Here is a 22702-nt window from a genome sequence, read left to right on the forward strand (position 1 = left end):
GCTCACTGCGCGCCCGCGGCCGGCCGCACGATTACGGGCGCATTCGGCAATACGCCGAACGTCGACGGTGCGTAGAGCGCCTCCACACGTGTCGGCGGCAAACCGAACGTGCCCACGTTGTTGAGACGAACCGTGTATTCGATCGAGAACTTGCCCTTGGGCAGGTACTCGTAATACGCGCGATAGCCGTCGAAACCGCGCTCGACGAACGCGGGCCACGCTCCCCGCTGCGACTTCTCGCCTTCCGTGGCCACTTCCGAATCGCGCCCGAGCCCCGAACCGAGAATCGTCGCGCCGGCCGGTACGGGATCGTTGACGACGACCCACGTCATGTCCGTCTGCGCATCCACGTCCAGGTGCACACGCCACACGTCGCCACGTGTCGTCACGCCTTTCACGGCCGGATCGACGGGCGTGATCGTCTTCGTGATCCGGTAGCCCGCCGCAAACGGCGCCTTCAGCACGACGGCCGCGAGGCTTTCGATCGTCGCCCACGGTTTGCCCGTACCCTCCTGAGTCAGCGTAAGCGGAACAGGCGCGGTGCGTGCTTCGGCGGGCCAGGGCAGCAGCACGCTGCGCGCGCCGGCTGTCTTCGTCGCCGCCGTTGCCGATGCGGCCGTCGGCACGCTGGCGGCGGCAGGCGCGGCACCCGATTGATTCCATGCGATCGACTTCGACGTCGGCCCGAACTGCAGCTTCGTCTGACCGGCAACGGGCACGCTCTCGAACACCTGCGAGAAGCGCTGCACCGCAAGCGTTCCCCAGAGGTTGGCCGTGGTCGTCTGCCACGCGCCGTTGTGCTGCAACGCCAGCAGGCCCGCCACGAGCCGCGGCATCTCGTCCTTCCAGCCCGCGGCCTCGACGAAGGTCAGCACCGTGCGCGCCGCGTTCGTTTCGGTGCCCGTCATGAGCCACCACAGCTCGTCGTTGGCCGCTGTCGAGAACGTGAGCCGCGTACCCTGGTAGGTCAGCCGCGCATGAATGATCTGCTCGGCCTCGGCCAGCTTCGCATCGCGCTGCGGAATCGCCTTGATGCGCGAAAGGATGGCGTAGTAATCGAGCACGGCCGACGTCGGCCACTGATTGGGTGCGATCTCGATCGAATCGAGCATGCTCGCGCGTGCCGCACCATGCCGCGACAACGCCTCGATCGCGGCGAGCTTGCGCAAATCCAGATCCTTGCGCGGCGCCCACACGTCGCGCTGAATGCGCCCCTCGACGAAGCCCGCCAGCCCGCCTTCGAGCTTGGCGCGCAGATCGTCGGGCAACGCAAAGCGCGGATCGAGCTTCGCCGCCTCGTCGGTCACGGACAACAGATAGGCGGAGAGCGCCGTGCTGCCGGTGCTGCCGCTGTCGTCGCCGGGCGGAAAGTAGCTCGCCAGGCCGTCACGGTCCAGATAGACAGGCATCCGGGCGACCACCCCCTGCCATTGCGCCGCATCGCGCAGGCCGAGTGCACGCGAGGTCTGCTGCTCGAGGCAACTGTACGGATACTGCTCGAACCAGCGCCGCACGCCGGGCAAACCGTCGGAAAGCTTCGATTGCAGCGATACGGCAATACCGCCGCGCAGATCGCCGGCGTGGGTCGCAACCGCATTCGCCGGCGCGGCCACCGGCAGCGAGAACGTGCCGTCGACCTGCGTGAGCGTGGCCTGCTGCACCGTGACGGGGACAGCCGCGGTGACGCGCTGGCTCACTTTCACCGCATCCTTCGCATACGGGCCGCCTTCCTCGGCTGCCGCCACCCGCCAGACGAGCGCCGCCAGCGGGGCTTCGGAGGCACCGTCGGGCGGAGTCACCGTCCATGCCACCTCGCGCGAGGAAGCCGCCGGCACCTGCACCGTTTGCGCGGACAAGCCGAGCCCCGGCACATCGGGCGTCACGACCACTTTCATCGCGCGCGACGTCGTATTGCGAACCGTGAACTGGGCGCGGAACTGATCGCCCTCGCGCACGAGCGGCGGCAAGCCCGAGATCAGCTGCAAATCCTGCGTGCTGCGGATCGACACGCTGCCGGTACCGAACCTGCCCGCATCGACCGCCGCGATCGCAACGATACGGAAACTCGTGAGCGAATCGTTGAGCGGCACGTCGACGAACGCTTCTCCGTTTGCGTCGAGCTTCACGCGCGGATTCCACAGCAGCAGCGTATCGAAGAGTTCGCGCGTGGCGCCGTGGCCGCCGCCACCGCCTGCCGGTACCGACTTGCGCCCGAAGTGGCGGCGCCCGACGATCTCCATCTGCGCGGTGGCCGTCTCCACGCCATAGGCGCGCCGCTGCAGCATCGCATCGAGCACGTCCCAGCTGTTGTTAGGCATCAATTCGAGCAGCGCCTCGTCCACGGCGGCCAGCGCGATCTCCGTACCCGCCGGCGCAGCCTTGCCGCCCGGCAGCTGCACGCGGATCTTCACGTGAGCCTTGCCGCGCACCGTGTACGACTTCGCATCGGGCGTCACCGTCACCGCGAGTTTGTGCGCAGCGGTGCCGACCTTGATTTCGGCCAGGCCATAGCGGAATGCCGGCTTCGACAAATCGACGAGCGGCGTCGGCGCCTCGTAGCGCCGCCCCTCGTACCAGAAGGCGCGCGCCCATTCGATCGGCGATTTCCAACCCCAGGTGAAGAACGAATACCAGGGCACCTCGTGGATACGCCCACGCAGTGCCAGCACCGAAACGTAGACGTTCGGCCCCCACGCTTCGTTGACTTTCAGCTCGACGGTCGGGTTCTTGCCGTCGAGCTTGACCACGTGCGTTTCGACGATGCCCTCGCGCTCGACGGCGACGAGCGCCGTCGCGAAGCGAAACGGCATGCGCACCTGGAAGCGGGCCGTTTCGCCGGGCTCGTAGGCCGTTTTTTCGGGCAGAACGTCGATGCGGTCGGTGTTTTCGCCGCCGAACCAGAGATCCTCCTCGCGCGTGACCCAGACCGACGTCGTTGCCGTCGATGCGCGGCCGTCGCCGTCCTTCGCCGTCACGACGAGGTCCACGTTGCCCGCTTCCTTCAGCTTTGCGTCGCAGGTCATGAGCCCGTGATCGTCGCTCTTGCCGCTGCAAAGCGTGCCGAGGTCTTTCGTCTCGGTACGGTTGTCGTAGGCATAAAAGCCGCCGACCATCCGCTTGCGCGATGTGATCGTGATGCGTGCGACGCCGCGCACCTCGAGCGGCACGCCGGCGCGCGGCTTGCCCTGCAGATCGACGGCGAGCGCCTTGACGGGCACCGTGTTGCCTACCGACACCCACTGGCCCGATTTCACGCCCGCGACGACGGCCGCCGGCCACAGCGTGGCGCTGCCGCCCACGGTCTGCACCTCGCCGTTCGGATCCGCGAACGTGGCCTCGAGTGCCAGGTGCTTCGGCGCGTCGACGGCCGGCACGTCCTTCAGCGTCAGGCTGCCCGAGCCGTTGCGATCCAGCGTGACGCCTTCTTTGTCGGCAATCAGTTTCGATGTCTCTTCATCGAACTGCGGCTCGCTTTCGTCGTCGCCGGACGCTTCGCCGCCGCCGCGCTCGTTACGCTTCACATAGGGCCGGAAACTGAACTCCGGATAGGTATCGGCGAAGGGTGGCGCGGCGCTCTTCATCAGCGCCGAGACCTGCACCGGAAGGCCCGATGCGCCACCGCCCGACATGTAATCGACCTGCAGCGTGAGGGGGACCTCCTTCGCCGCGACGAGCGGATGGGCCTTCTCGTCGCGCACGGCAATCACGCCCTTGAAGACGGGCAGGCGGAATTCCTCGACCCGGAAGCTGCCGGACTCGTAGACGTGGCGCGGCGCATCGGCGCTCTCTTCGTCGTCGCTCGCGGAGGCACCCGCCTTGCCGTCATCGAGCGATACGTCGTACTCGCCGAGCTTCGCGGCGGCCGGAATCGCGAACGTCGAATCGGCCGTGTGATCGGCCGCCCATTGAAGCGGCATATGCCACGTTTGCCCGCTGCCGATGTGGCGGATCGTGAGCCGCGTCGGATAGGAGGACGGGAACGCGAGGCCGTGCATCGTCTCCACACGAATCATGTGCTTCATCGAGACGGTTTCGCCCGCGCGCAAAAGCGTGCGGTCGAAGACCGTATGCGCACGCACGGTCGAGTCGGTGCTCGTATCGGTCGGCACGTTGAAGCGCCACGCCTCGATGCCGCGATTCCAATCGGAGAGTACGAAGGCCATGTCGTGGCCGGTCTTCGGATCGTCGATGCGGGCCGAAACGAAAAAGCCGCCGAAGCTGCCATCCTTGCATTCCGCACGCGCGCTGAGCGCGCCCGGAATCGTCAGCAGACCGTGCGCATCGGTCTTGCCCGATGCCACTTCGTCGCCGTTGCAGTCGCTCACGTGCACGTCGGCGTTCGGCACCGGCAGTCCTTTGTCGAGCGTCGTCACCCAGACGAGGCTGTTCTCGCGGCCCTGCTTGAAATGCACGCCGAGGTTCGTGACGAGCACGGCCGTGCGCACGTACATCGGCGCCTGCTTGCCGAGCAGCGAGGCGCCGAGTGCGGGCGAACGCAGCTCGATCACGTAGAAGCCGGGCTTCGTCACCGGCACGCCGACCACCTCGAACGGGCGCAGCGTCTTCGGATCGGCCTTCGGCAACACGAGCGCCTCGACGTTCGGCTGGCCCGCGAGCAGCGAGAGCGAGCGCACGTCGATGAGCGGGTTCTTGCGGTCTTGCGCCGCCTCCGACGCATCGCCCGTGCGTCGCACGATGACCGGATGCGGGTTGTGCGCCAGCAATTGCGGCATGCGCTCGTCGATCCAATCGCGCGTCATCGCGAAGCCGTCGAACTGATCGACGTTGCGCATCCAGCTGCGGATATCGCTATCGGCGTCCACGCGCATCTTCGTGAATTGCGCATTGCCCGCATTAAGCCCCGCGATGTGCAAATCCGCCTCGACGTTGCGCAGCGTCACGGGGACGACGGCTGGCATGTCGGGCTCCGCATAGCGCTCGATGATGCCGAACGTGCCCGACGAGAACTTCGCGAGCGGCGGCAACGGCGCCGTCATGGTCTTCAGCGGAAAGAGACTGCCGTTCGAGAGGGGCCGGCCGCTCGCGTCGCGCAGGCCCGCCGGCAGCTCGATCGTCAGATCGGCCCGCTCGGGCAGCGGCGCGGCAAATTCCACGATTTCGGTTTGAGGGTCGTGATCGTCCGGCGAAAACGATGGCTTGATGTCGCCGCCCGGTCCTTTGATGCGAATCCTTTCGGCATCGGCGCGCGAGATCGGCGCGTTGAACTGCAGCCGCAGCGGACGCAGCGGCGTACACGGCGCCTTCGCGTTTTCGCGTTCGCAGCTGAAGCTGGCCGCAAACGGCTCCCGCACCTTGTAGTTGAAGCGCCGCTCGACGTCGTTGGCGATCCCGCTCGGGCTCGCGACGCCCTTGCCGTAGACGAGCTGCGCCTTCGTGCCCGACGGCAGCGATTGCTGGCATTGCAGCGTCAGGACGCGCGAAGCCTCTTTTTGCAGGCCGAAGCGCTTGAGCAGCGCTGTACGCGTGGCCGCATCGACGTTCTTCACGGGAATGCGGTTGCCGAGCCCACTCGACTCGCACCAGATGCTGCCTTGAACCGACGCGTCGGTTGCCGGCCCATTCAACCGCAAGACAAACGCCTGGTCCTCTTCGATCTGGCCGAGGCGCGGCTCGATGCTTTGCACGAACGGGCCACCCGTTTCGAATGCGAAATGCGTCGGCCCCGTCACGGCTTTGCCCGCCGCCGATTTGAGTCCGTCGTTGAGATCGACGACGCACGCGACGCCCGGCGGCAGATCCGCGGTGAAGTCCCAGCTCCAGGTTTTCTCGTCCACCCAGCGCCCTTGCCCGGCGCTGGCCCCGGCGTCGCGGCATTTCACGCGCGCGGGCGCCGCAAGGTCGGGCGCACCGAACGGCACCATGGCCTCGTCGAACTTCACGACGACCTGCCGAACCTGCGCCACACGGCCCTGCGGCGAAACGCGCGTCACCCGCGCCGCATCGGCCTGCCAAACGGCGGCGGCCATGAGGCCGAGCGCCACCGCCGCAACGGCCGTCCATTTACGCATTTGTTTGACTTTGCCGCTCCGCATCGACCGCGCTCCCAGGTTCGTTATTGCCATCTTTTTGCCATCTTTTGGGTATTGCCGCGAAATAAACTCGTCATTTCGCATTGGCGAACGGCGAAATCTATCATGGAGTCGGGGGCATTTAAAAGCGGGCCGCGGCGGTACGGCGCCATTGGACGCCAAGCGCGGCGCCGGCGGCGATAAACTGTCGCTTTGCGCCGGCATCAGTAATTCGATTGCATCCTGCATCGAATTACCCGACCGTTCGGCCCCCACCGCCGCACGCGACGGCACGACCGCGAACCGAACCGAACCGAACCGTACCGTACCGTACCGTATAGACCGACCATGACGGGCGAAGCAGCGAACGATGCGACGGTGCTCCTCGGCGCATTCGATCGGCACAATTTCGGCGACCTGCTCTTCCCGCATGTCGTCATGCGCATGCTGCCGCGGCGCCGGATCCTGCTCGCCGGCGCCGCCACGCGCGATCTGCGCCCGTTCGGCGGACATCGCGTCACCGCATTCGCGCGGCTCGCGGCGGAGCTGGGCGAAACGAGAGTCGACCTCCTTCACGTCGGCGGCGAGCTCTTGACCTGCGACAGTTGGGAAACGGTGGTCATGCTGTCGTCGCCGGAGCAGCTTCAGGCAAACATTGCGAGCGAGCGCGAGTGGCGAAACGACGGACTCGCCTGGTCACGCGCGCGGCTCGGCTATCCGACGCTTGCGCCCTATGTCGTTTCGAGATCGTCGTTTCCGCGCCTGCGACTGAAGCACGTCAGCTTCAATGCGGTGGGCGGGGTGGACCTCGATGCGCGCGCCCCGGCCCTCAAGGCAGAGGTACTCGCGGCATTGAAAGCGGCGGACGCCGTGAGTGTGCGTGACCGCCGCACGCAAGCAATGCTCGAGCCGGCAGGGATATCCGCGCCGTTGCGGCCCGACCCGGCGGTCATGATCGAAGCATTGTTCGGTGCCCGAATAGCTCGACACGCGTCGCGCGGCGCCGTGCGGGAGGTGCTCGAGGCCCTGCCCGGCGGTTATGCGGCCGTGCAGTTCAGCGCGGACTTCGGCGACGACGAAACGCTCGACGCCCTCGCCCGGCAGCTCGATCGCGTCGCCGAATCGTGCCGGCTCGGCATCGCGTTCTTCTGTGCGGGCACCGCGCCCTGGCATGACGATATCGCGTGCTACGAGCGCGTCGCTGTTCGGATGCGCAGCCCGAAGGCGAAGATCTTCATCTTTGGTTCCCTGAACATCTGGGACATCTGCGCGTTGATTGCTCGAAGCCGCGTCTACTGCGGGAGCAGCCTGCACGGCCGAATCGTGGCCCTCGCTTTCGCACTGCCTCGCGTCAACTTCTCCCATCCGCGCCAGACGATTGCAGCCACAAAGCAGGCCGCGTTCGCGTCAACCTGGGAGGACGACGAAACGGGCACCGTTGTCGGGATACCCGACATCCATCACGCCGTGAGCGCCGCATTGGCTGCCGACGCCCGCACCCTGGCGCAAACGGCCAAGCGGTTGGCGCGTTGCTACCAGGAAAGCTTCGAGCTGCCCGCCTGACGGCTATCAACGGGTCCTGCGCGGTACCAGCGCGGCGGCCTGTACATCCCGGCCCTGCGCCTTCGCTCCCTTTGCGCCGCGGCAAGTACGAGCCGCCTTGTCCGAGTCCGGCCTACGCCGCAAGCGGCGCCCGCGCGCCAGCGGTATTGGCGCGCGGCAACCCCAGAAGCGGCAAGGCGCGCGCAATCGCCTGATCGATGCGCGCCCGCAGTGACGGGTCGGCAATCTCGTAGCCGTCGAAGTCGCGCTCCGACGCATACACACCGAGCGGCAACGTGCGGCACTGGAAAAAGCTGAAGAGCGGCCGCAATTGGTGATCGATTACGAGCGCATGGCGCTCGCTGCCCCCCGTAGCCGCGAGCAGCACGGGTACGTCGATCAATGCCTCGTGATGCACGAAGTCGAAAAGGTGCTTGAAAAGCCCCGTATATGCGCCGCGGTAGACCGGTGTCGCCACGACGAGCAAGTCCGCCAGCTCGATCCGCTTGATCTGCGCCTGCGCGTCCGGCGCAAGCTGATCTCGTCGCTGCGCCGCGCCGATCCGCGGCGCGACATCGCCCAGTTCGATCAGATGCGTATCGACAGGCAGCGCATCGCTCAACGCATTCAGCAAGCCCTGCACGAGCGACAAGGTGCGCGACGGACGCTGCAGCCCCCCCGATACGGCAACCACATTCAATCGTTTGCTCATTTCATTGCACTCCTGCGTTTGATCGGCACGAATTCAGCCAGCCTTCGTGTTCGCCGGGCGAGCCCGGTTTCCTTCTTGTGACAACGGCGAATTGCTATGCGGGACGGCAGCATGTTTCGATAGCGGCCAGAGCCGGGATGACAACGGGGGACATGGTGGCAATAGCTGAGTCGGGGAAGCGCGTCGGACAATGCTAGCCACCGCTGTTCGCGGAGCCAAACGATATTCTTTTCTATGCTTTTCACACCCGCCCCCGGGATGTTCGAGGCCATCCGGCACCCGAAGCCCGCGCGACGGCCCGGCCAGCGGTTGCACCCGGCATGCCATCGGGCTATCGTGACGTCTTTTTGCACGCGCGGTACCGCCGCGCCCCCGCCTCGCCGTGAGCCCTGCCCCCGCTTCCCCCTTGCCGTTTCGCGACGCGCTCTTTGCGATGCTCGGCATCGGCCTCGTCAACATGCTGGTCGCGCTCGATCAGACCGTCGTCAGTACCGCGCTGCCCTCCATCGTCGCCGAGCTGCACGGCTTCGAGTACTACGCGTGGATTGCCAGCGCCTATCTGCTCGCCTCGGTGGTCACCGTGCCCGTGTTCGGGCGGCTCGGCGACTATTTCGGCCGCAAGCGCTTCGTCATCGCCGCCGTCATCGTCTTCACGGCCGCCTCGGTACTGTGCGGGCTCGCCACCGATATGCGCATGCTGGCGGTCGCTCGCGCGCTACAGGGCGTAGGCGGCGGCATGATGGTGGGCACGGCCTTCGCATCGATTCCCGACCTGTTCCCCGACCCGCGGGCGCGCGTCAGGTGGCAGGTGGTCATGGCGGCCGCTTATGGAATCGGTACCGCCGCCGGCCCGTCGCTCGGCGGCTGGCTCAGCCAGCACTTCGGCTGGCGTTCGACGTTCTTCGTCAATCTGCCCGTGGGGGCGCTGGCGCTCTATTTCATCGGGGGCCACTTGCCGAGCTATCGGCACGAGCGGCATGGGCAGGTTCGCATCGACTGGCTCGGCGCCCTGCTCGTCGCGCTCATGCTCGGCGGCTTTCAGACGTTGATCGAAGCCGTACCGCAAAAAGGCTTCACCACGGGCAACGTCGTACTCGCCTGTGCGGTGGTTTTTTTCGCAGCCGCGCTGCTCGTGTGCGAGCGGCGCGCCACGCACCCGATCGTGCCGCTCGACCTCTTTCGCGATCGGCAACTCGTCACGCTGTTTACGCTCTCGACGCTGTCCGGCTTCGTCATGTTCTCGCTGATTTTCTTTGCGCCGTTGCTGCTGCAAGGCGGCTTCGGACTCACGCCCCAGCAGGCCGGGCTGCTGGCCACTCCGATCGCCGCGTGCATCGCCCTCGGCAGCTTCATCAATACGCGCATCGTCATTCGCCTTCCGCGTCCGACGCTGATTCTTTCCATCGGGTTCGGGCTGCTCGTCGCCGCCTCCGCGGCGCTCGCGTTCGCGACGCGCACGACGCCCCACTGGTGGCTCGAGATCGCGATGGGCGCGGTCGGCATCGGGCTCGGCTTCATCCTCAACAATCTGAACATCTTTGCGCAGGAAATCGCCGGCCGCGAGCGCTTCGGCATTACCACGGCGCTGCTGCAGTCCACGCGCATGGTGGGCGGCATGCTCGGCACGAGCATCATCGCGACGATCGTCAATCACAGCTATGCGACGGGCGTGGCGGCATCGCTGGGTGTGCTCGGCCCCGACGCCGCGGCCCATTGGCTGTCCCGCCTCGCGGATCCGCGCGTGCTCGTGGACGGAACGCTGCGCGACGCCCTGCTCGGCGAGCTGCGCGCAGCCGGCCTCGACGGCGCGGCGTTGATCGAAAGCACGCGGCGCCTGCTCGTTCATTCGATTCATATCGGCATCGGGTTGGCAGGCATCGCCGCGCTCTGCGCGGCGTGGCTCCTGAAGCGCATCGCGCATATCCGCTTCCGCGGCTCGGGATCGGCCGAGCCGGCAGCGCGCACGCCCGCCGCCCCACCCGCAGACGGGCGTTGAGAAAGAGCCCGGGGGCGGCGTCCCGCCCGACCCGTTGAGGTATGCTCTCGACCATGATCAGCCGCCGTTCACGCGCAAATAAACCCGCCGTCTCCACAAAACCGCTCGTGCGCTTTCGTATGCGCGTCCATCGTGGCGAAACGGTAGCGATCGGCCCCGGCAAAATCGCCTTGCTGGAAGCGATCCGTACGCATGGTTCGATTTCGGCGGCAGCCCGCAGCCTCGATATGTCTTATCGGCGGGCGTGGCTGCTCGTCAACGAGCTGAACAGTTCGCTGAAGTCGCCCGCAACCGTCTCCGAGCAAGGCGGGCAAAGCGGCGGGGGCTGCCTGTTGACCGATGTCGGCGAGGAAATCGTGCGACTCTACCGCGAGATCGAGAGCGTTGCCGAAGCCAGTTGCGCGACGCAGATCGCGGGCCTCACGAAACTCATGCGTCCGTAGGCCCTCGCACCGAAACCCGCTCGCGCGCCGCGCACGCGCGGCCGTGCCGGTGGGCGAATCCTAGCCGTGCCGGAGACAAAATGCGGAAACGCCGCGGCAGCCCCGGTTCGGCGCGGGCGATATCGCGGCATCCGGTACGCCGGCCGCGTGGCGTTCAAGAACGTGCTCGATGCTCAAGCCGATGAGCGCGGTATCGAGCCGCACCAATGCCGCGGCTGCCTCGCGCAGCGTCGCCTCTTCGGCCACGGGTGCTTGAGCGAAGATCACGTCGCGGTGCCGTTGCGCGTGCCTTGCGCGCTCGAGCACGCGCTGCAGGTCCGCCAATCGGCAAAAGCGCGCGCGTTCGGCGCACGCGCCGAGCAATGCGAGCAGTTCGTCGAAGCTGCAAGCACCGCCGGCCTCGATCCGCGACAGTTCGTTTTCACCGCCGCCCAGCATCGCGATGAAACGCAGTGTGCTCGCGCGCAAACGGGCAAAAGCATCGACGACGTCCGTCACGAGTTCCGCGCGTTGCCGGTCCTCGCGTTTGCGCAAAGGCACGATTCGCGTGGACAACGCCCATGCGCGATCGCCTTCTTCGTCCGGTTCCCCTTCTTTCATATCAGCCCTCTTCGAATCGAGCCGTGGCAGGCAAGCAGCGGCACGTGCGCTTCATACGGCTTCTCGGACGCGTAATATACAGCAGAATATAACGAATGCCATCGAAGCCGGCATCGATGAATATCAACAAATGCGAAGAGGAAGCGTACGAGCGAGCCTTAGGGGACTTTAGGGGGACTTTGGGGCCGCTGGACGACAACGGGAAAAACGGGCGGCGAACCGCGGGGCACATGCGGCAGACGGTGCAGGCGACCTCCGCCCGCACCCCCGCTGCGCCGAGTTCAGCCCTCGAGCGAGGTCCGTTTCGTGAGTTGCGGGAAGCGCCACGCCCACATCACCGCAACGAAGCACGTGAGCAGGCCGCCCGATACCACCGCCGCCACCGGTCCGAGCCAGCTTGCCGCCGCGCCCGACTCGAACTCGCCCAATTGGTTGCTGGCCCCGATGAAAACGGCATTCACCGCACTCACGCGGCCGCGCATGTGATCGGGGGTTTCGAGTTGCACGAGCGTCTGCCGGATCACCACGCTGACGGCATCGGCCGCGCCCGAAACGATCAACGCGATTTCCGACAGCCAGAAGCTCGTGGAAATGCCGAAGACGACCGTCGCGAGCCCGAAGATGACCACCGCGCCCAAAAGCGTCACGCCGACGCGATGCCGCGGCGGACGCCGGGCGAGACAGAGCGACATCGCCAGCGCGCCGACGGCGGGCGCCGCGCGCAACCACCCGAGCATCGCCGGGCCGCCATGCAGGATGTCGCCGGCGTAGATGGGAAGCAATGCGGTCGCGCCTCCGAATAGCACGGCAAAGAGATCGAGGCTGATGGCAGCAAGCACGATCGGCTTTTGCCACACGAAGCGCAAGCCGCCCACGAGGGCCTCGAGCAGCGGCCCCTTTTGCACCGCCGTCTGGCCATGCACGCTCAATTGGGCTGCCATTGCCATGCCGACGAACAACGCAGTGGCCGACACCGCATAGACAAGGCCAAGCCCGAACACCGCCAAAAAGCCGCCGAGCGCGGGCCCGACGATGATGCTCGTTTGCGAGCCCATCGAAAACACGGCCATCGCGCGGCTGAATTGCGCAGGGGGAACGGTGGACGGCGCCAGCGCCTGCAGGGCGGGCAGTTGGAACGCACGCGCCGCGCCGAGCAGCAGCGAGACCCAGAGCAGCGCGTCGCGCGTCATGCCATGACGGAAAGTGGCGACGGCAAGCCCCGCCGCCGCCACCGTTTGTATAGCCAGCGAAACGGAAACGATACGCGTGCGGCGCCAATGGTCCGCCGCGTAGCCGGCGGGCGGCGTCAACAGCAAGACGGGCAGAAACTGATACAGGCCGACGAGCGCGAGCGCCCAGGCATCGTGCGTGAGCGCGTACATCTGCCAGCCGATGGCCACGAGCAACATCTGGATGCCGAGCGTGGACAGTACGCGAATCGCAAGCAGCAGGCGGAACGGCTTGATCGAAAACAGCGGTGCGTCCGAATCCGCGCGGGTCGTCGCCGTAGAGTGAGTTGCCATGTCGACAGGAAGTTGAAGGGTTGCGCGCGCGATCGCTCGCGCGCATCGAGGAATCTTACCGAAAAACCTCGAAAACCCCTTCCCGGAACGCCATTACGGATTGTTTCGAGCCCCGCTCAGCTCACGTGAACGCCCTCCCGCGACGTGCTCAGGCGCGGAGATTCCGCGCGAATACCTCCAGCGTGGCGTGCACGGCTTCCACGCTGTGAGCATCGACCCCGGCGAGCATTTGCGTTTCCAGCACGCGCACGGCGTCCACGCACCGGCGCAGGATATCGCGCCCCTCGTCGGTCAGGCGAAGCACGACCACACGCCCATGGTTCGGGTCCGGCTCGCGCGTGATCCAGTTGCGCGACGCCATCGCACTCATGACCTCGTTGGCCGACTGCGGCGTAATGAACGACCGCTCGGCAAGCTGGGCGTTCGACGCCTCCCCGCGCGCTTCGAGCACGGACAGCGCGGTGAACTGGGCGAGCGTCAGCCCGAGCGGCGCGAGCGTATCGGTCATCTTGCGGCGCAGGATCCTGTCGAGACTGCCGATGAGATAAGTCAGCCGGGGCCGCACGGCCGGCTTGCGCCCCTTGGGGGCCGCGCGGGGGCGCGTGGCGGCAGCCGGCGCGACTGCTGCGGCTGGCGCAATCGGTGCGGCCTTGGCCGCTGCCGCCGCGCCGGTTGCCTTCGTTGTCTTCGTTGTCTTCGCTCGAGGTTTGCCCGTCATGCCATCGACCGGATGCTGTCGTGAAAGACGCAATGTTACCGTGCCGTGAGCGTCGCGCGCCGTTCCCGAAGCGGAAGACGCACGACGGCCGGACATCGCCCGAGCATCACCGCCGGCCATGCCCGGCATGAATGACGGCCGGATCCTGGCATCGCGGATCATGCATGGCGTCGACCAATTCCGCACGGTTCGTCAATACGGCGCGCTGGTTGATCGAGCCTTTGTCCGTGATTTCCCCCAGATCGAGCGACGGCGGCACATCGAGCAGCCGTAGCCGTGCGATCGTCGTCGCGCTGCCCGTCGACTCCCCGTTCAGCCTTTCGATCAGTTCGGCAAAGAATGCCCGCACAGCCGGCGCAGCGACAATCTCGTACGCGCTCGCGGAAGGGGACAAACCCGCGAGCCGCCGGCAATCCTCGATACGCGGAAAGACGAGCAGGCCGATATCGTCGTGGTTCATCCCCGTCACGACCACGTCCTGCACGTACGGGGCGCCCGCCACGATCACGCGTGCCCGCATAGGCCCGACGCTCACGAACGTGCCCGAGCTGAGCTTGAAGTCTTCGGCGATGCGCCCGTCGAACATCAGGCCGAGTTCCGGGCGCCCCGGATCGACGAACCTGACCGCGTCGCCGCTGCGGTAGTAGCCTTCTTCGTCGAACGAGGCCGCGGCGCTCGCGCTATCCATGCGCCAGTAACCACTCATGACGTGCGGCCCCTTGAAGCGCGCTTCGAGCTTGCCCGTCACGGGCGCGATCTTCATTTGGCAACCAGGCGCCGGCACGCCCAGGTAAGCCGCCCCCCTCACCGGCCCCGTCGTGAAAATGCACGACGGAGAAGTTTCCGTCATGCCAAGACCCGCCATAATGCGGATGCGCTCGCCGCAATACCGTTCGGTGACGCTTTGCAGCCGGTCCCACGCCGCTTGCGAAAGGCCCGCACCCGCGAAGAAGTACATCTTCACGCGCGAAAAGAACGTCTCGCGCAGTGGCGCATCGGTTTCGAGCGCGCTCGTCAATTCCTCCCATCCCCGCGGAACGTTGAAGTAGACGGTCGGCGCGATCTCGCGCAGGTTGCGCACCGTCTCGTCGAACTTCGTTCCCACGGGCTTGCCGTCGTCTATATAGAGCGTGCCGCCGTTGTAAAGCGCGATGCCGACGTTATGGCTGCCGCCGAACGTGTGGTTCCAAGGCAGCCAATCGACGAGCACCGGCGGCTCGATTCCGAACTGCGGGAACGTCTCGAGCAGCATCTGCTGGTTGCTGCACAGCATGCGATGGGTCGTCGGCACCGCTTTCGGCAGCGTCGTCGAGCCCGAAGTGAACAGAAATTTGGCGATGGTGTCAGGGGCGATCGCATCGTGTGCGGCATCGACCGTCGTCGCAACCGTTGCCCGTAATGCGGACATCGGGGTGACGCGGCGGTGCCCGCACGAACCCGTGGCCGTGACCACTTCCACGTCGCCGCCCACGGTGGCGGCGATCGCAGCGGCGAACGCATCGCCCTCGGAGGCGAACACGAGGCCGGGCGTCAGCAGGCCCAGCGCGTGACGCAGCTTGCCGTAATCGCTGGACACGAGCGAATACGCGGGCGAAATCGGCGCATACGGCACCCCGGCCCACATCGCGCCAAACGCCATCATCAGGTGCTCGAGATCGTTGCCCGAGAGGATCGCGAGGGGCCGCTCGGCCGAAAGCCTGCGATCGAGCAGCGCCTGGCCGATCGAGCGCGCGTGCTCGAGCATCCGCGCATAGCTGATCCCCTGCCACGCACCGTCAGGGCCGCGGCGTGCCACGAGCCAGCGGTCGGGGTGCGCCTGCGCGCCGCTTACGAGCCGGTCGGTCAGGCGCCTCGGGTAAACGCCGGGCTCGGCACCCGACTCCATGTACCAGACGTCGCCCTCACGGCGCACATGTGCGGGTGCCGAACCGATCAGCACCGCGCGGTAGCGCACGGATGCTTCTCGATCGCCCCCGGGTTGCGTCGGCTCGGAAATCAACTTGTCGTCTCCTGTATGGGCTCGCTCGCGCGGCGGGTCGCCGCCCGACGCTCGGCCTTCGTCTTGTGCGAAGTGCGCCCGACTTCGATTGGTATGAACGAACGGCGCTTTTACGCAAGCGTGTTCAGATCGGATAATGACGCGGGCCCGTCTGTATCGTAATCCAGCGCAGTTCGGTGAACTCGGCAATCGACGCCTTGCTGCCGAAGCGCCCGTAGCCGCTGCCCTTCACGCCGCCGAACGGCATCTGCGCTTCATCGTGCACGGTCGGCCCGTTGATATGGCAGATGCCCGATTCGATGCGCCTGGCCAGTTGCATCGCACGCGCGATATCGCGGCTGAACACGGCCGCCGAAAGCCCGAACTCGCTGTCGTTCGCGATGCGCACGGCTTCGTCGTCGCTATCGACGCGCAACATCGTCACGACCGGTGCGAACGATTCCTCCGCGTAGAGCCGCATGTCCGGGCGCACACCGTCGACGATGGTCGGCTGCATGATCGCGCCGTCCGTGGGCCCCGCCGCGTGGATCGTTGCGCCGCGCTCGCGCGCGTCCTGCACGAGTTCCGTCGCACGCTGTGCGGCTTGGGCGCTCACCATCGCACCGAGCACGGCCGTACCCTGGGCAGTCGGCGCGCCGGCTACCAGTTTTCGAGCCTTTTCGACCAGTTTGCTGACCAGTGCATCGGCGATGCCGCGGTGCGCGATCACGCGCTCCGTCGACATGCAGATCTGCCCCTGGTTGAAGAAAGCGCCGAACGCAATGGCATCCACGGCTGCGTCGAGATCGGCATCGTCGAGCACGAGCACGGGCGCTTTGCCGCCCAACTCGAGCAGCGCGGGCTTCAAGTGCTTCGCCGCATGCATGGCGATGATGCGGCCGACGTGGGTCGAGCCCGTGAAGTTGACGCGCCGCACGGCGCGATGCGCAATCAGCCGCTCGACGATCGCGGCGGCATCTTCGGGTGCATTCGTGACGACGTTGACGACGCCGTCGCCGAGCCCCGCCTCCTGCAGCACGCTGCCGATCATCCGGTGAACGGCGGGGCACGCTTCCGAGGCCTTGAGCACGACCGTGTTGCCGCAGGCGAGCGGCATCGCCAGCGCGCGCGTACCGAGAATGACAGGGGCGTTCCAGGGCGCAATGCCGAGCACGACCCCGCATGGCTGGCGCACGGCGAGCGCGAGGTTGTCCGGCACGTCGGTCGGCACGATACTGCCGTCGATTTGCGTCGTCATGGCCGCCGCCTCGCGCAGCATGTTCGCCGCAAGATGCACGTTGAAGCCGTACCAGTTCGCCATCGCCCCGGTTTCCGCCACCCCCGTCTCGATGAACGCACCGGCGCGCGCCTCCATGAGCTCGGCTGCTTTGAGCAGACGCGCGCGGCGCTCCGTGGGCGGCAGCGCGGACCACACGGGAAAAGCCGCGGCCGCGGCATCGACGGCCGCATCGGCGTCCGCGAGCGTGGCCGCGGCCGCACGCGAAGCCCGCGCGCCGGTGACGGGATTCAGGCGCTCGAACGTCGCGCCGTTCGAAGCCGGACGGTCCTTGCCGCCGATCAACATCGTTACTTCGCTCACGATGGCTGTCTCCTTGCCAGATCTTTATTTCTGTTGAATGGCATGCCCTGCGCAGCCCGGCGCCTGTCCGGCCCGGGCACCGCGCAGCGTCATTCGGCGCGCTTGTATGCCTGCAGGCCGGGTTTGATCGATTTCTGGTCGAGAAACTGCCGCAGTCCCTCTTCGCGGCCCTTCTCCGGGTCGCGCAGTTGTGCCTGATCGAGCTTCGCGTACAGATAGTCTTCGCTCTGTTCCCAGGTCAGCTCGCGGCAACGCTTGAAGCCATGTTTAGCGGCGCGCAGCACCACGGGATTCTTCTCGAGCAGCTTCCCGGCCAGCGCAGCCGTCTCGGCACGCAGCCGCTCGCGCGGAACACTCTTGTTGACGAGGCCCATCGCGGCGGCTTCCGCTCCGGTGAACGTCTCGCCCGTCATGATGTAGTAGAGCGCCTGACGGTGTCCGACCGTATCGGCCATTGCCTTGCTCACGAGATTGCCGGGCGGAATGCCCCAATTGATCTCGGAAAGACCGAATACGGCCTCGTCCGCGGCGATGGCGAGATCGCAAGCCACCAGCGGCGAAAACGCGCCGCCGAAACACCAACCGTTCACCATCGCGATCGTGGGCTTCGAATACATGCGCAACAGCTTCCATTGCCACTGCGATGCATCCCGGCGAATCTTCTCCTGGAGAATCTCGGGGCCGGCATCGATCTCGCGGAAATACTCCTTCAGGTCCATGCCAGCCGTCCAGGCGTCGCCCGCGCCCGTCAGCACGAGAACCTTCGCGTCAGCGTCCAGCTCCAGCGTTTCGAGCACCTGGACCATCTCGCTGTTGAGCGTCGGGCTCATCGCGTTGCGCTTGTCGGGACGATTGAACGTCACCCAGGCGACACCCCCCTCGACCTTGACGTCGACCGTCTTCCAGCGAGCCTCGTAAATTGCCATGTTCGTCACTCCAGCGCCTCGCGCGCGTATCAATATGCTTGTGCATTCGAGTCACCCGGTACGCTTATGTATCAGGTAGCCTGATATCAAGTCTATTATCAAGGCGCCTGATTAACAATCCTCCAATCCTCGGTGAAAACCCCTACCGCGGCCAGGCCGTGTGCCGCAAACGCCGCGCGGGCGTGGCGTGGCGAGGGCCTTCGCGCCTCGTCATGCGTGAAGCACGCCCATGCCCTTCGGGTATTCACCAAAGACATTCGCCTTGCACTGTCAGGTGCCCTGATATTAAATGCGCTGCATCGCGACGATCTGCCGCGCGTCCAGCGGGCGCGCTTTTATTTGCCCACCATGTCAGGCTACCTGATATAAGGGCCGGCGGAACCGTCTGTCGATATCGATACGACAATCAGGTGACATCCATGAAATCCACCAAAACTGCACTGGCAGGAGACAGCATGACGGCGCAGCCCGCCGCGAGCACGGGCGCCGTCATGACATTGACCCTTTGTTTCGCCGTCGCCCTGCTCGAAGGGCTGGATCTGCAATCGGTCGGCGTCGCGGCGCCGCGCATGGCTCGCGAATTCGGCCTTACGGTCGCGCAGATGGGGCTCGCGTTCAGCGCGGGCACATTTGGCCTGCTGCCGGGCGCCATGTTCGGCGGGCGCCTTGCCGATCACATCGGGCGCAAGCGCGTGCTGATTCTTTCGGCATGCCTGTTCGGTCTGCTGTCCATCGCTACCGCAATGGTGTCGAGCTTCGGCATGCTCGTGGCGGTGCGCGTGCTGACGGGCATCGGACTCGGCGGCGCGCTGCCGAACCTCATCGCGCTCTCGTCCGAGGCGGTCTCGCCCAAAGCGCGGACAACCGCGGTGAGCGTGATGTATTGCGGGATTCCGTTCGGCGGCGTGATTGCCTCGATCATCGGCATGCTCAGCGTTGGCGATGCGGACTGGCGGCATATCTTCTATGTCGGCGGGGCGGGACCGCTGGTGCTCGTGCCGTTGCTGCTCGCGTTCCTGCCGGAGTCGGACGCGTTTCGCGAAGCGTCGCATCGCGCGAACGCACAGGTGGCACCCGTGCGCGAAGTGCTGTTCGGATCGGACCGCGGGTTGTCCACGTTGCAGATCTGGATCAGCTACTTCTGCACGCTGATCGTTCTGTATTTTCTGCTCAACTGGCTGCCGTCGCTGATGGCCGCGCGCGGACTCGCGCGTGCCGAAGTGGGCATCGTCCAGATCCTCTTCAACATCGGAGCGGGCCTCGGCGCCCTCTTCATCGGCATGTTGATGGACCGGCTGCGGGGCGGTGTGGTCGTAACCGGAATGTACGTCGGCATCATCGTCTCGCTGGCAGCCTTGTCGATCGCGCCGGGCTTCGGGGCCCTCGTCGTATCGGCATTCTTTGCCGGAATGTTCGTGGTGGGCGGACAGTCGGTGCTCTATGCGCTCGCCGCGGTCTTCTACCCCACGGCGATGCGCGGCACGGGCGTGGGCGCAGCGGTGGCCGTGGGCCGCATCGGGTCCGTCGTCGGGCCGCTGGCTGCCGGCCAGTTGCTTGCAATGGGACGCAGCGGGTCCACCGTGATCGGCGCAAGCATTCCGGTCACGTTGATCGCTGCGGTTGCCGCGCTGCTGTTGATCCGCCGCCCGCGCGCAACCAGTTGATTGGCCGCTTCAAACAATTACATACGACATTCGGAGACAGAAAATGCAAGCAGCAACCACCCGCCTGGCCCTGTGCGGCGCGCTCTGCGCGCTCACCACGAGCGCATACGCGCAATCGAGCGTCACACTTTACGGCATTGTCGATACAGGTATCGAATACGTCTCGCACGCGAATGCCGCTGGCGACCGTGTAATCCGCATGCCTGCCGTGACGGGGGAATTCCCTTCGCGCTGGGGCTTGCGTGGAACGGAGGATCTCGGCGGCGGCTATAGCGCGGTCTTCACGCTCGAAAGCGGCTTCAACATGCGCGACGGCAGTTCGGGCCAGGGTGGGCGGTTGTTCGGCCGGCAGGCGTTCGTCGGCCTCAAGAGCACGACCTATGGCACGCTCGCGTTCGGGCGGCAGTACGCGATGACCTATCTGGCGATACAAGGCGCCGACATCATCGGCCCGGATATCTACGGCATGGGATCGCTCGACGCCTATATCCCGAACGCGCGCACCGACAATGCCGTGACCTACCTGGGCAGCTACAAGGGCTTCACGCTGGGCCTGGGCTATTCGTTCGGGCGCGATTCGGCCGGCACGGGCAACTCGCCGGGCCAGGGCACCTGTGCGGGCTCCGTGCCGGGCCATGCCACGGAATGCCGCGACTGGTCGGTGATGCTCAAGTACGACTCGCAGTATTTCGGCGTGGCCGCCTCTTACGAAGAGGAGCGCGGCGGCACCAATGCCGCGGCCAATTTCTTCGACGGCGTGACGCCGACGGTGCTGACCAGTGCCGCCGACAAGGATGCGCGCGCCCACCTCAGCGCCTATGCGCAATATGCGGGGGCGAAGATCGGCGCGGGCTGGGTCGGGCGCCGGGTGGTGACGCAGTCGCCGGCCGTGCCGGACGTGCGCTCCAACCTGTTCTTCGTCGGCGCCTCCTACCTCGTATTGCCGACGCTTGTCGTGGACGGCGAGGTCTATCGAATCGTCAACAGCGAACACGACACGCGGGCAACGATGGGCACGTTGCGCACGACCTATTTGCTCAGCAAGCGGTCGTCCGTATACGCGCAGGTCGCTTACCTCGCCAATAGCGCGAAGGCGCGCTATGCGGTCAGCGGCGGCGGTAGCGGCACGACGCCGGGTGCGGGCATGGGGCAAACCGGGGTGATGGTCGGGATCAAGCACATGTTCTAAGCGAAACGGAGGCGTCGGATGAGGAAGTCTGCGATTGCTGCCTGCGTCTCGGTGACGCTCGCCGGGTGCGGAGGATCGTCGAACAATGGGGGACCGGCGCCTGCGCAGCTCAGCGCCGCCACACCCGCGGTGCTGATCGGCAACTGTACGACGCTTGCCGCCCAGCTCGCTTTTGCGAACACGACGTTCGCATCGGTGCAGGATGTGCCGGCGGGAACGTTGACGGTGGCGGGCAAGCCTGTCCCGGAGCACTGCGTGATCGAAGGACGGATGAACGAGCGCGTGAGCGCAGTCGACGGCAACACCTACGCCATCGGCTTCGAGATGCGGTTGCCGCTTGCCTGGAATGGACGCTTCTTCTATCAGGCAAACGGCGGTCTCGACGGCAATGTGGCGACGGCCACGGGCGGCATCGGCGGGGGCGGACCGCTCGACAATGCGCTCGACATGGGTTTTGCGGTCATCAGCTCGGACGCGGGCCACGCCTCGTCGCAAAACCCGCTCTTCGGCCTCGATCCCCAGGCGCGCATCGATTACGGCTACAACGCCGTAGCCACGCTCACGCCGATGGCAAAGCAGGTGATCAAGACCGCGTACGGCAAGGCGCCCGATCGGAGCTACTTCGGCGGCTGCTCGAACGGCGGACGCCATGCGATGGTGGCGGCGGCCCGATCGTCGGCGGAATATGACGGCATCATCGCGGGCGATCCGGGGTTTCATTTGCCGAAAGCGGCAATCGGCGAGATGTGGGGCGCGCAGCAGTTCGCCACGGTGGCAACCGCCACGACCTCGAGCGGCTTGCCGGACATCACGACGAGCTTTACCGCGGCCGAGCGGCAACTCCTGGCCTCGCGGATCGTTGCGAAGTGCGATGCGCTCGACGGTGCGGCCGACGGCATGGTGCAGGACATCAAAGCCTGTCAGGCGAACTTCAGCCTCCCCAACGATGTGCCCACATGCTCGGGCACGCGTGACGGCACCTGCCTTACGGCTGCGCAAAAGGCTGCGATCGGCAACGTCTTCTCCGGTGCACGCAATAGCGCGGGCACGGCGCTCTATGCGAGTTTTCCGTACGACGCAGGTGTGAGCGGCGCAGGCTGGGCGCAGTGGAAGCTGAGCAATTCGATCGCGCTCGACCCGGCCGCCGCCGCGTTCACGTTTACGACGCCGCCGCAAAGCGCCACGTTGCTGAGCCAGTTGTCCGCCTACGCGTTCAACTTCAGCATGGACACCGACGCACCGAAGATTTTCGCGACGAGCGGTGCTTATGCCGAGTCTTCCTGGTCGTTCATGACGCCGCCGGACGAAACCAATCTGAGCGCATTGAAGCAGCGCGGCGCAAAACTGATCGTCTATCACGGCACGAGCGACCCGGTATTTTCGTCGAACGATACGACCGATTGGTATCAGCGGCTGATGACGGCAAACGGCGGCGATGCGAGCAACTTCGCGCGGTTCTACACGGTGGCGGGCATGAACCACTGCTCAGGCGGGCCAGCGGCCGACCAGTTCGATATGCTGACCCCGCTGGTGGCCTGGGTGGAGCACGGTCAGGCGCCCGACAAAGTGATCGCGACGGCCCGCGATTCGAGCAATGCCGTACCGAACAGCGAAGTGCCCGCCGATTGGGGCGCCGGAAGAACGAGGCCGTTGTGCCCTTATCCGAAAGTTGCGCGGTATCGGAGCGGCGACATCGATTCCGCGTCGAGTTTTTCTTGCAGTTGACCGCAAGAGAACGCCCGAGAATGCGGGGCATCGGCCGGCCATCCCCGGTACATCGGG

The 22702-nt window shown here is 66.1% G+C and carries 14 protein-coding genes; 6 read left to right on the plus strand and 8 right to left on the minus strand.

The genetic code is table 11. The features are described 5' to 3' along the window. Nucleotides 1–2: 2 nt before the first annotated feature. A complete protein-coding gene (locus tag U0034_RS24160; protein ID WP_085229081.1) occupies nucleotides 3–6053 on the minus strand; it encodes an alpha-2-macroglobulin family protein in 6051 nt (2016 codons plus the stop codon). Nucleotides 6054–6377: 324 nt separating this feature from the next. On the opposite strand from U0034_RS24160, the gene U0034_RS24165 reads away from it, so the two are divergent. Then, on the plus strand, nucleotides 6378–7592 hold the full coding sequence (locus U0034_RS24165; protein WP_085229000.1) for a polysaccharide pyruvyl transferase family protein: 1215 nt from the start codon (nucleotides 6378–6380) through the stop codon (nucleotides 7590–7592). A 112-nt stretch (nucleotides 7593–7704) separates the two neighbouring features. Here U0034_RS24165 and msuE read toward each other — a convergent pair whose 3' ends face one another. Beyond that, complete coding sequence (gene msuE / locus U0034_RS24170; RefSeq protein WP_085229001.1) at nucleotides 7705–8283, minus strand: FMN reductase; 579 nt, start codon at nucleotides 8281–8283, stop codon at nucleotides 7705–7707. Nucleotides 8284–8716: 433 nt separating this feature from the next. On the opposite strand from msuE, the gene U0034_RS24175 reads away from it, so the two are divergent. After that, nucleotides 8717–10279: an MFS transporter gene (locus tag U0034_RS24175; protein ID WP_085229082.1), complete on the plus strand. Its 1563-nt coding sequence runs from the start codon at nucleotides 8717–8719 to the stop codon at nucleotides 10277–10279. Between the two features lie 53 nt (nucleotides 10280–10332). After that, nucleotides 10333–10722, plus strand: coding sequence for a winged helix-turn-helix domain-containing protein (locus tag U0034_RS24180; RefSeq protein ID WP_085229002.1), 390 nt, complete (start codon nucleotides 10333–10335; stop codon nucleotides 10720–10722). Between the two features lie 60 nt (nucleotides 10723–10782). On the opposite strand, the gene U0034_RS24185 is transcribed toward U0034_RS24180, so the two are convergent. From U0034_RS24185 to U0034_RS24210, 6 genes are all read right to left on the minus strand, one after another. Beyond that, a complete protein-coding gene (locus U0034_RS24185) occupies nucleotides 10783–11322 on the minus strand; it encodes a hypothetical protein (RefSeq protein WP_085229003.1) in 540 nt (179 codons plus the stop codon). 281 nt (nucleotides 11323–11603) lie between these two features. Next, entirely contained in the window at nucleotides 11604–12845 is a 1242-nt protein-coding gene (locus U0034_RS24190; RefSeq protein ID WP_085229004.1) for an MFS transporter, read from the minus strand. Between the two features lie 148 nt (nucleotides 12846–12993). Next, nucleotides 12994–13485 carry a MarR family winged helix-turn-helix transcriptional regulator gene (locus U0034_RS24195; RefSeq protein WP_386092524.1) on the minus strand — a complete coding sequence of 164 codons (492 nt, stop codon included), beginning with the start codon at nucleotides 13483–13485 and terminating at the stop codon, nucleotides 12994–12996. Nucleotides 13486–13669: 184 nt separating this feature from the next. Beyond that, on the minus strand, nucleotides 13670–15562 hold the full coding sequence (locus U0034_RS24200) for a feruloyl-CoA synthase (protein WP_085229006.1): 1893 nt from the start codon (nucleotides 15560–15562) through the stop codon (nucleotides 13670–13672). A gap of 124 nt (nucleotides 15563–15686) precedes the next feature. Next, nucleotides 15687–17141, minus strand: coding sequence for an aldehyde dehydrogenase (locus U0034_RS24205; protein ID WP_085229007.1), 1455 nt, complete (start codon nucleotides 17139–17141; stop codon nucleotides 15687–15689). An 89-nt stretch (nucleotides 17142–17230) separates the two neighbouring features. After that, nucleotides 17231–18067 carry a p-hydroxycinnamoyl CoA hydratase/lyase gene (locus U0034_RS24210; RefSeq protein WP_085229008.1) on the minus strand — a complete coding sequence of 279 codons (837 nt, stop codon included), beginning with the start codon at nucleotides 18065–18067 and terminating at the stop codon, nucleotides 17231–17233. Between the two features lie 455 nt (nucleotides 18068–18522). Here U0034_RS24210 and mhpT point away from each other — a divergent pair, with 455 nt between their 5' ends. The 3 genes from mhpT to U0034_RS24225 are packed head-to-tail and all read left to right on the plus strand — an operon-like array spanning nucleotide 18523 to nucleotide 22645. Continuing rightward, nucleotides 18523–19731, plus strand: a complete 1209-nt coding sequence (gene mhpT, locus U0034_RS24215; protein WP_233211949.1) for a 3-(3-hydroxy-phenyl)propionate transporter MhpT — start codon at nucleotides 18523–18525, stop codon at nucleotides 19729–19731. A gap of 43 nt (nucleotides 19732–19774) precedes the next feature. After that, nucleotides 19775–20920, plus strand: coding sequence for a porin (locus U0034_RS24220; RefSeq protein WP_085229010.1), 1146 nt, complete (start codon nucleotides 19775–19777; stop codon nucleotides 20918–20920). A gap of 18 nt (nucleotides 20921–20938) precedes the next feature. Further along, nucleotides 20939–22645, plus strand: coding sequence for a tannase/feruloyl esterase family alpha/beta hydrolase (locus U0034_RS24225; RefSeq protein ID WP_085229011.1), 1707 nt, complete (start codon nucleotides 20939–20941; stop codon nucleotides 22643–22645). Nucleotides 22646–22702: the final 57 nt, after the last annotated feature.

It is taken from the genome of Trinickia caryophylli, assembly GCF_034424545.1.
GTDB classification, from domain to species: Bacteria; Pseudomonadota; Gammaproteobacteria; order Burkholderiales; family Burkholderiaceae; genus Trinickia; species Trinickia caryophylli.

Excerpts from the sequence above, each read along its gene's own strand:
- mhpT (WP_233211949.1), top strand. The coding sequence starts at position 18,523 with ATGACGGCGCAGCCCGCCGCGAGCACGGGCGCCGTCATGACATTGACC.
- U0034_RS24210 (WP_085229008.1), bottom strand. The coding sequence starts at position 18,067 with ATGGCAATTTACGAGGCTCGCTGGAAGACGGTCGACGTCAAGGTCGAG.
- U0034_RS24165 (WP_085229000.1), top strand. The coding sequence starts at position 6,378 with ATGACGGGCGAAGCAGCGAACGATGCGACGGTGCTCCTCGGCGCATTC.
- U0034_RS24180 (WP_085229002.1), top strand. The coding sequence starts at position 10,333 with ATGATCAGCCGCCGTTCACGCGCAAATAAACCCGCCGTCTCCACAAAA.
- U0034_RS24220 (WP_085229010.1), top strand. The coding sequence starts at position 19,775 with ATGCAAGCAGCAACCACCCGCCTGGCCCTGTGCGGCGCGCTCTGCGCG.
- U0034_RS24160 (WP_085229081.1), bottom strand. The coding sequence starts at position 6,053 with ATGCGGAGCGGCAAAGTCAAACAAATGCGTAAATGGACGGCCGTTGCG.
- msuE (WP_085229001.1), bottom strand. The coding sequence starts at position 8,283 with ATGAGCAAACGATTGAATGTGGTTGCCGTATCGGGGGGGCTGCAGCGT.
- U0034_RS24185 (WP_085229003.1), bottom strand. The coding sequence starts at position 11,322 with ATGAAAGAAGGGGAACCGGACGAAGAAGGCGATCGCGCATGGGCGTTG.
- U0034_RS24190 (WP_085229004.1), bottom strand. The coding sequence starts at position 12,845 with ATGGCAACTCACTCTACGGCGACGACCCGCGCGGATTCGGACGCACCG.
- U0034_RS24175 (WP_085229082.1), top strand. The coding sequence starts at position 8,717 with ATGCTCGGCATCGGCCTCGTCAACATGCTGGTCGCGCTCGATCAGACC.
- U0034_RS24225 (WP_085229011.1), top strand. The coding sequence starts at position 20,939 with ATGAGGAAGTCTGCGATTGCTGCCTGCGTCTCGGTGACGCTCGCCGGG.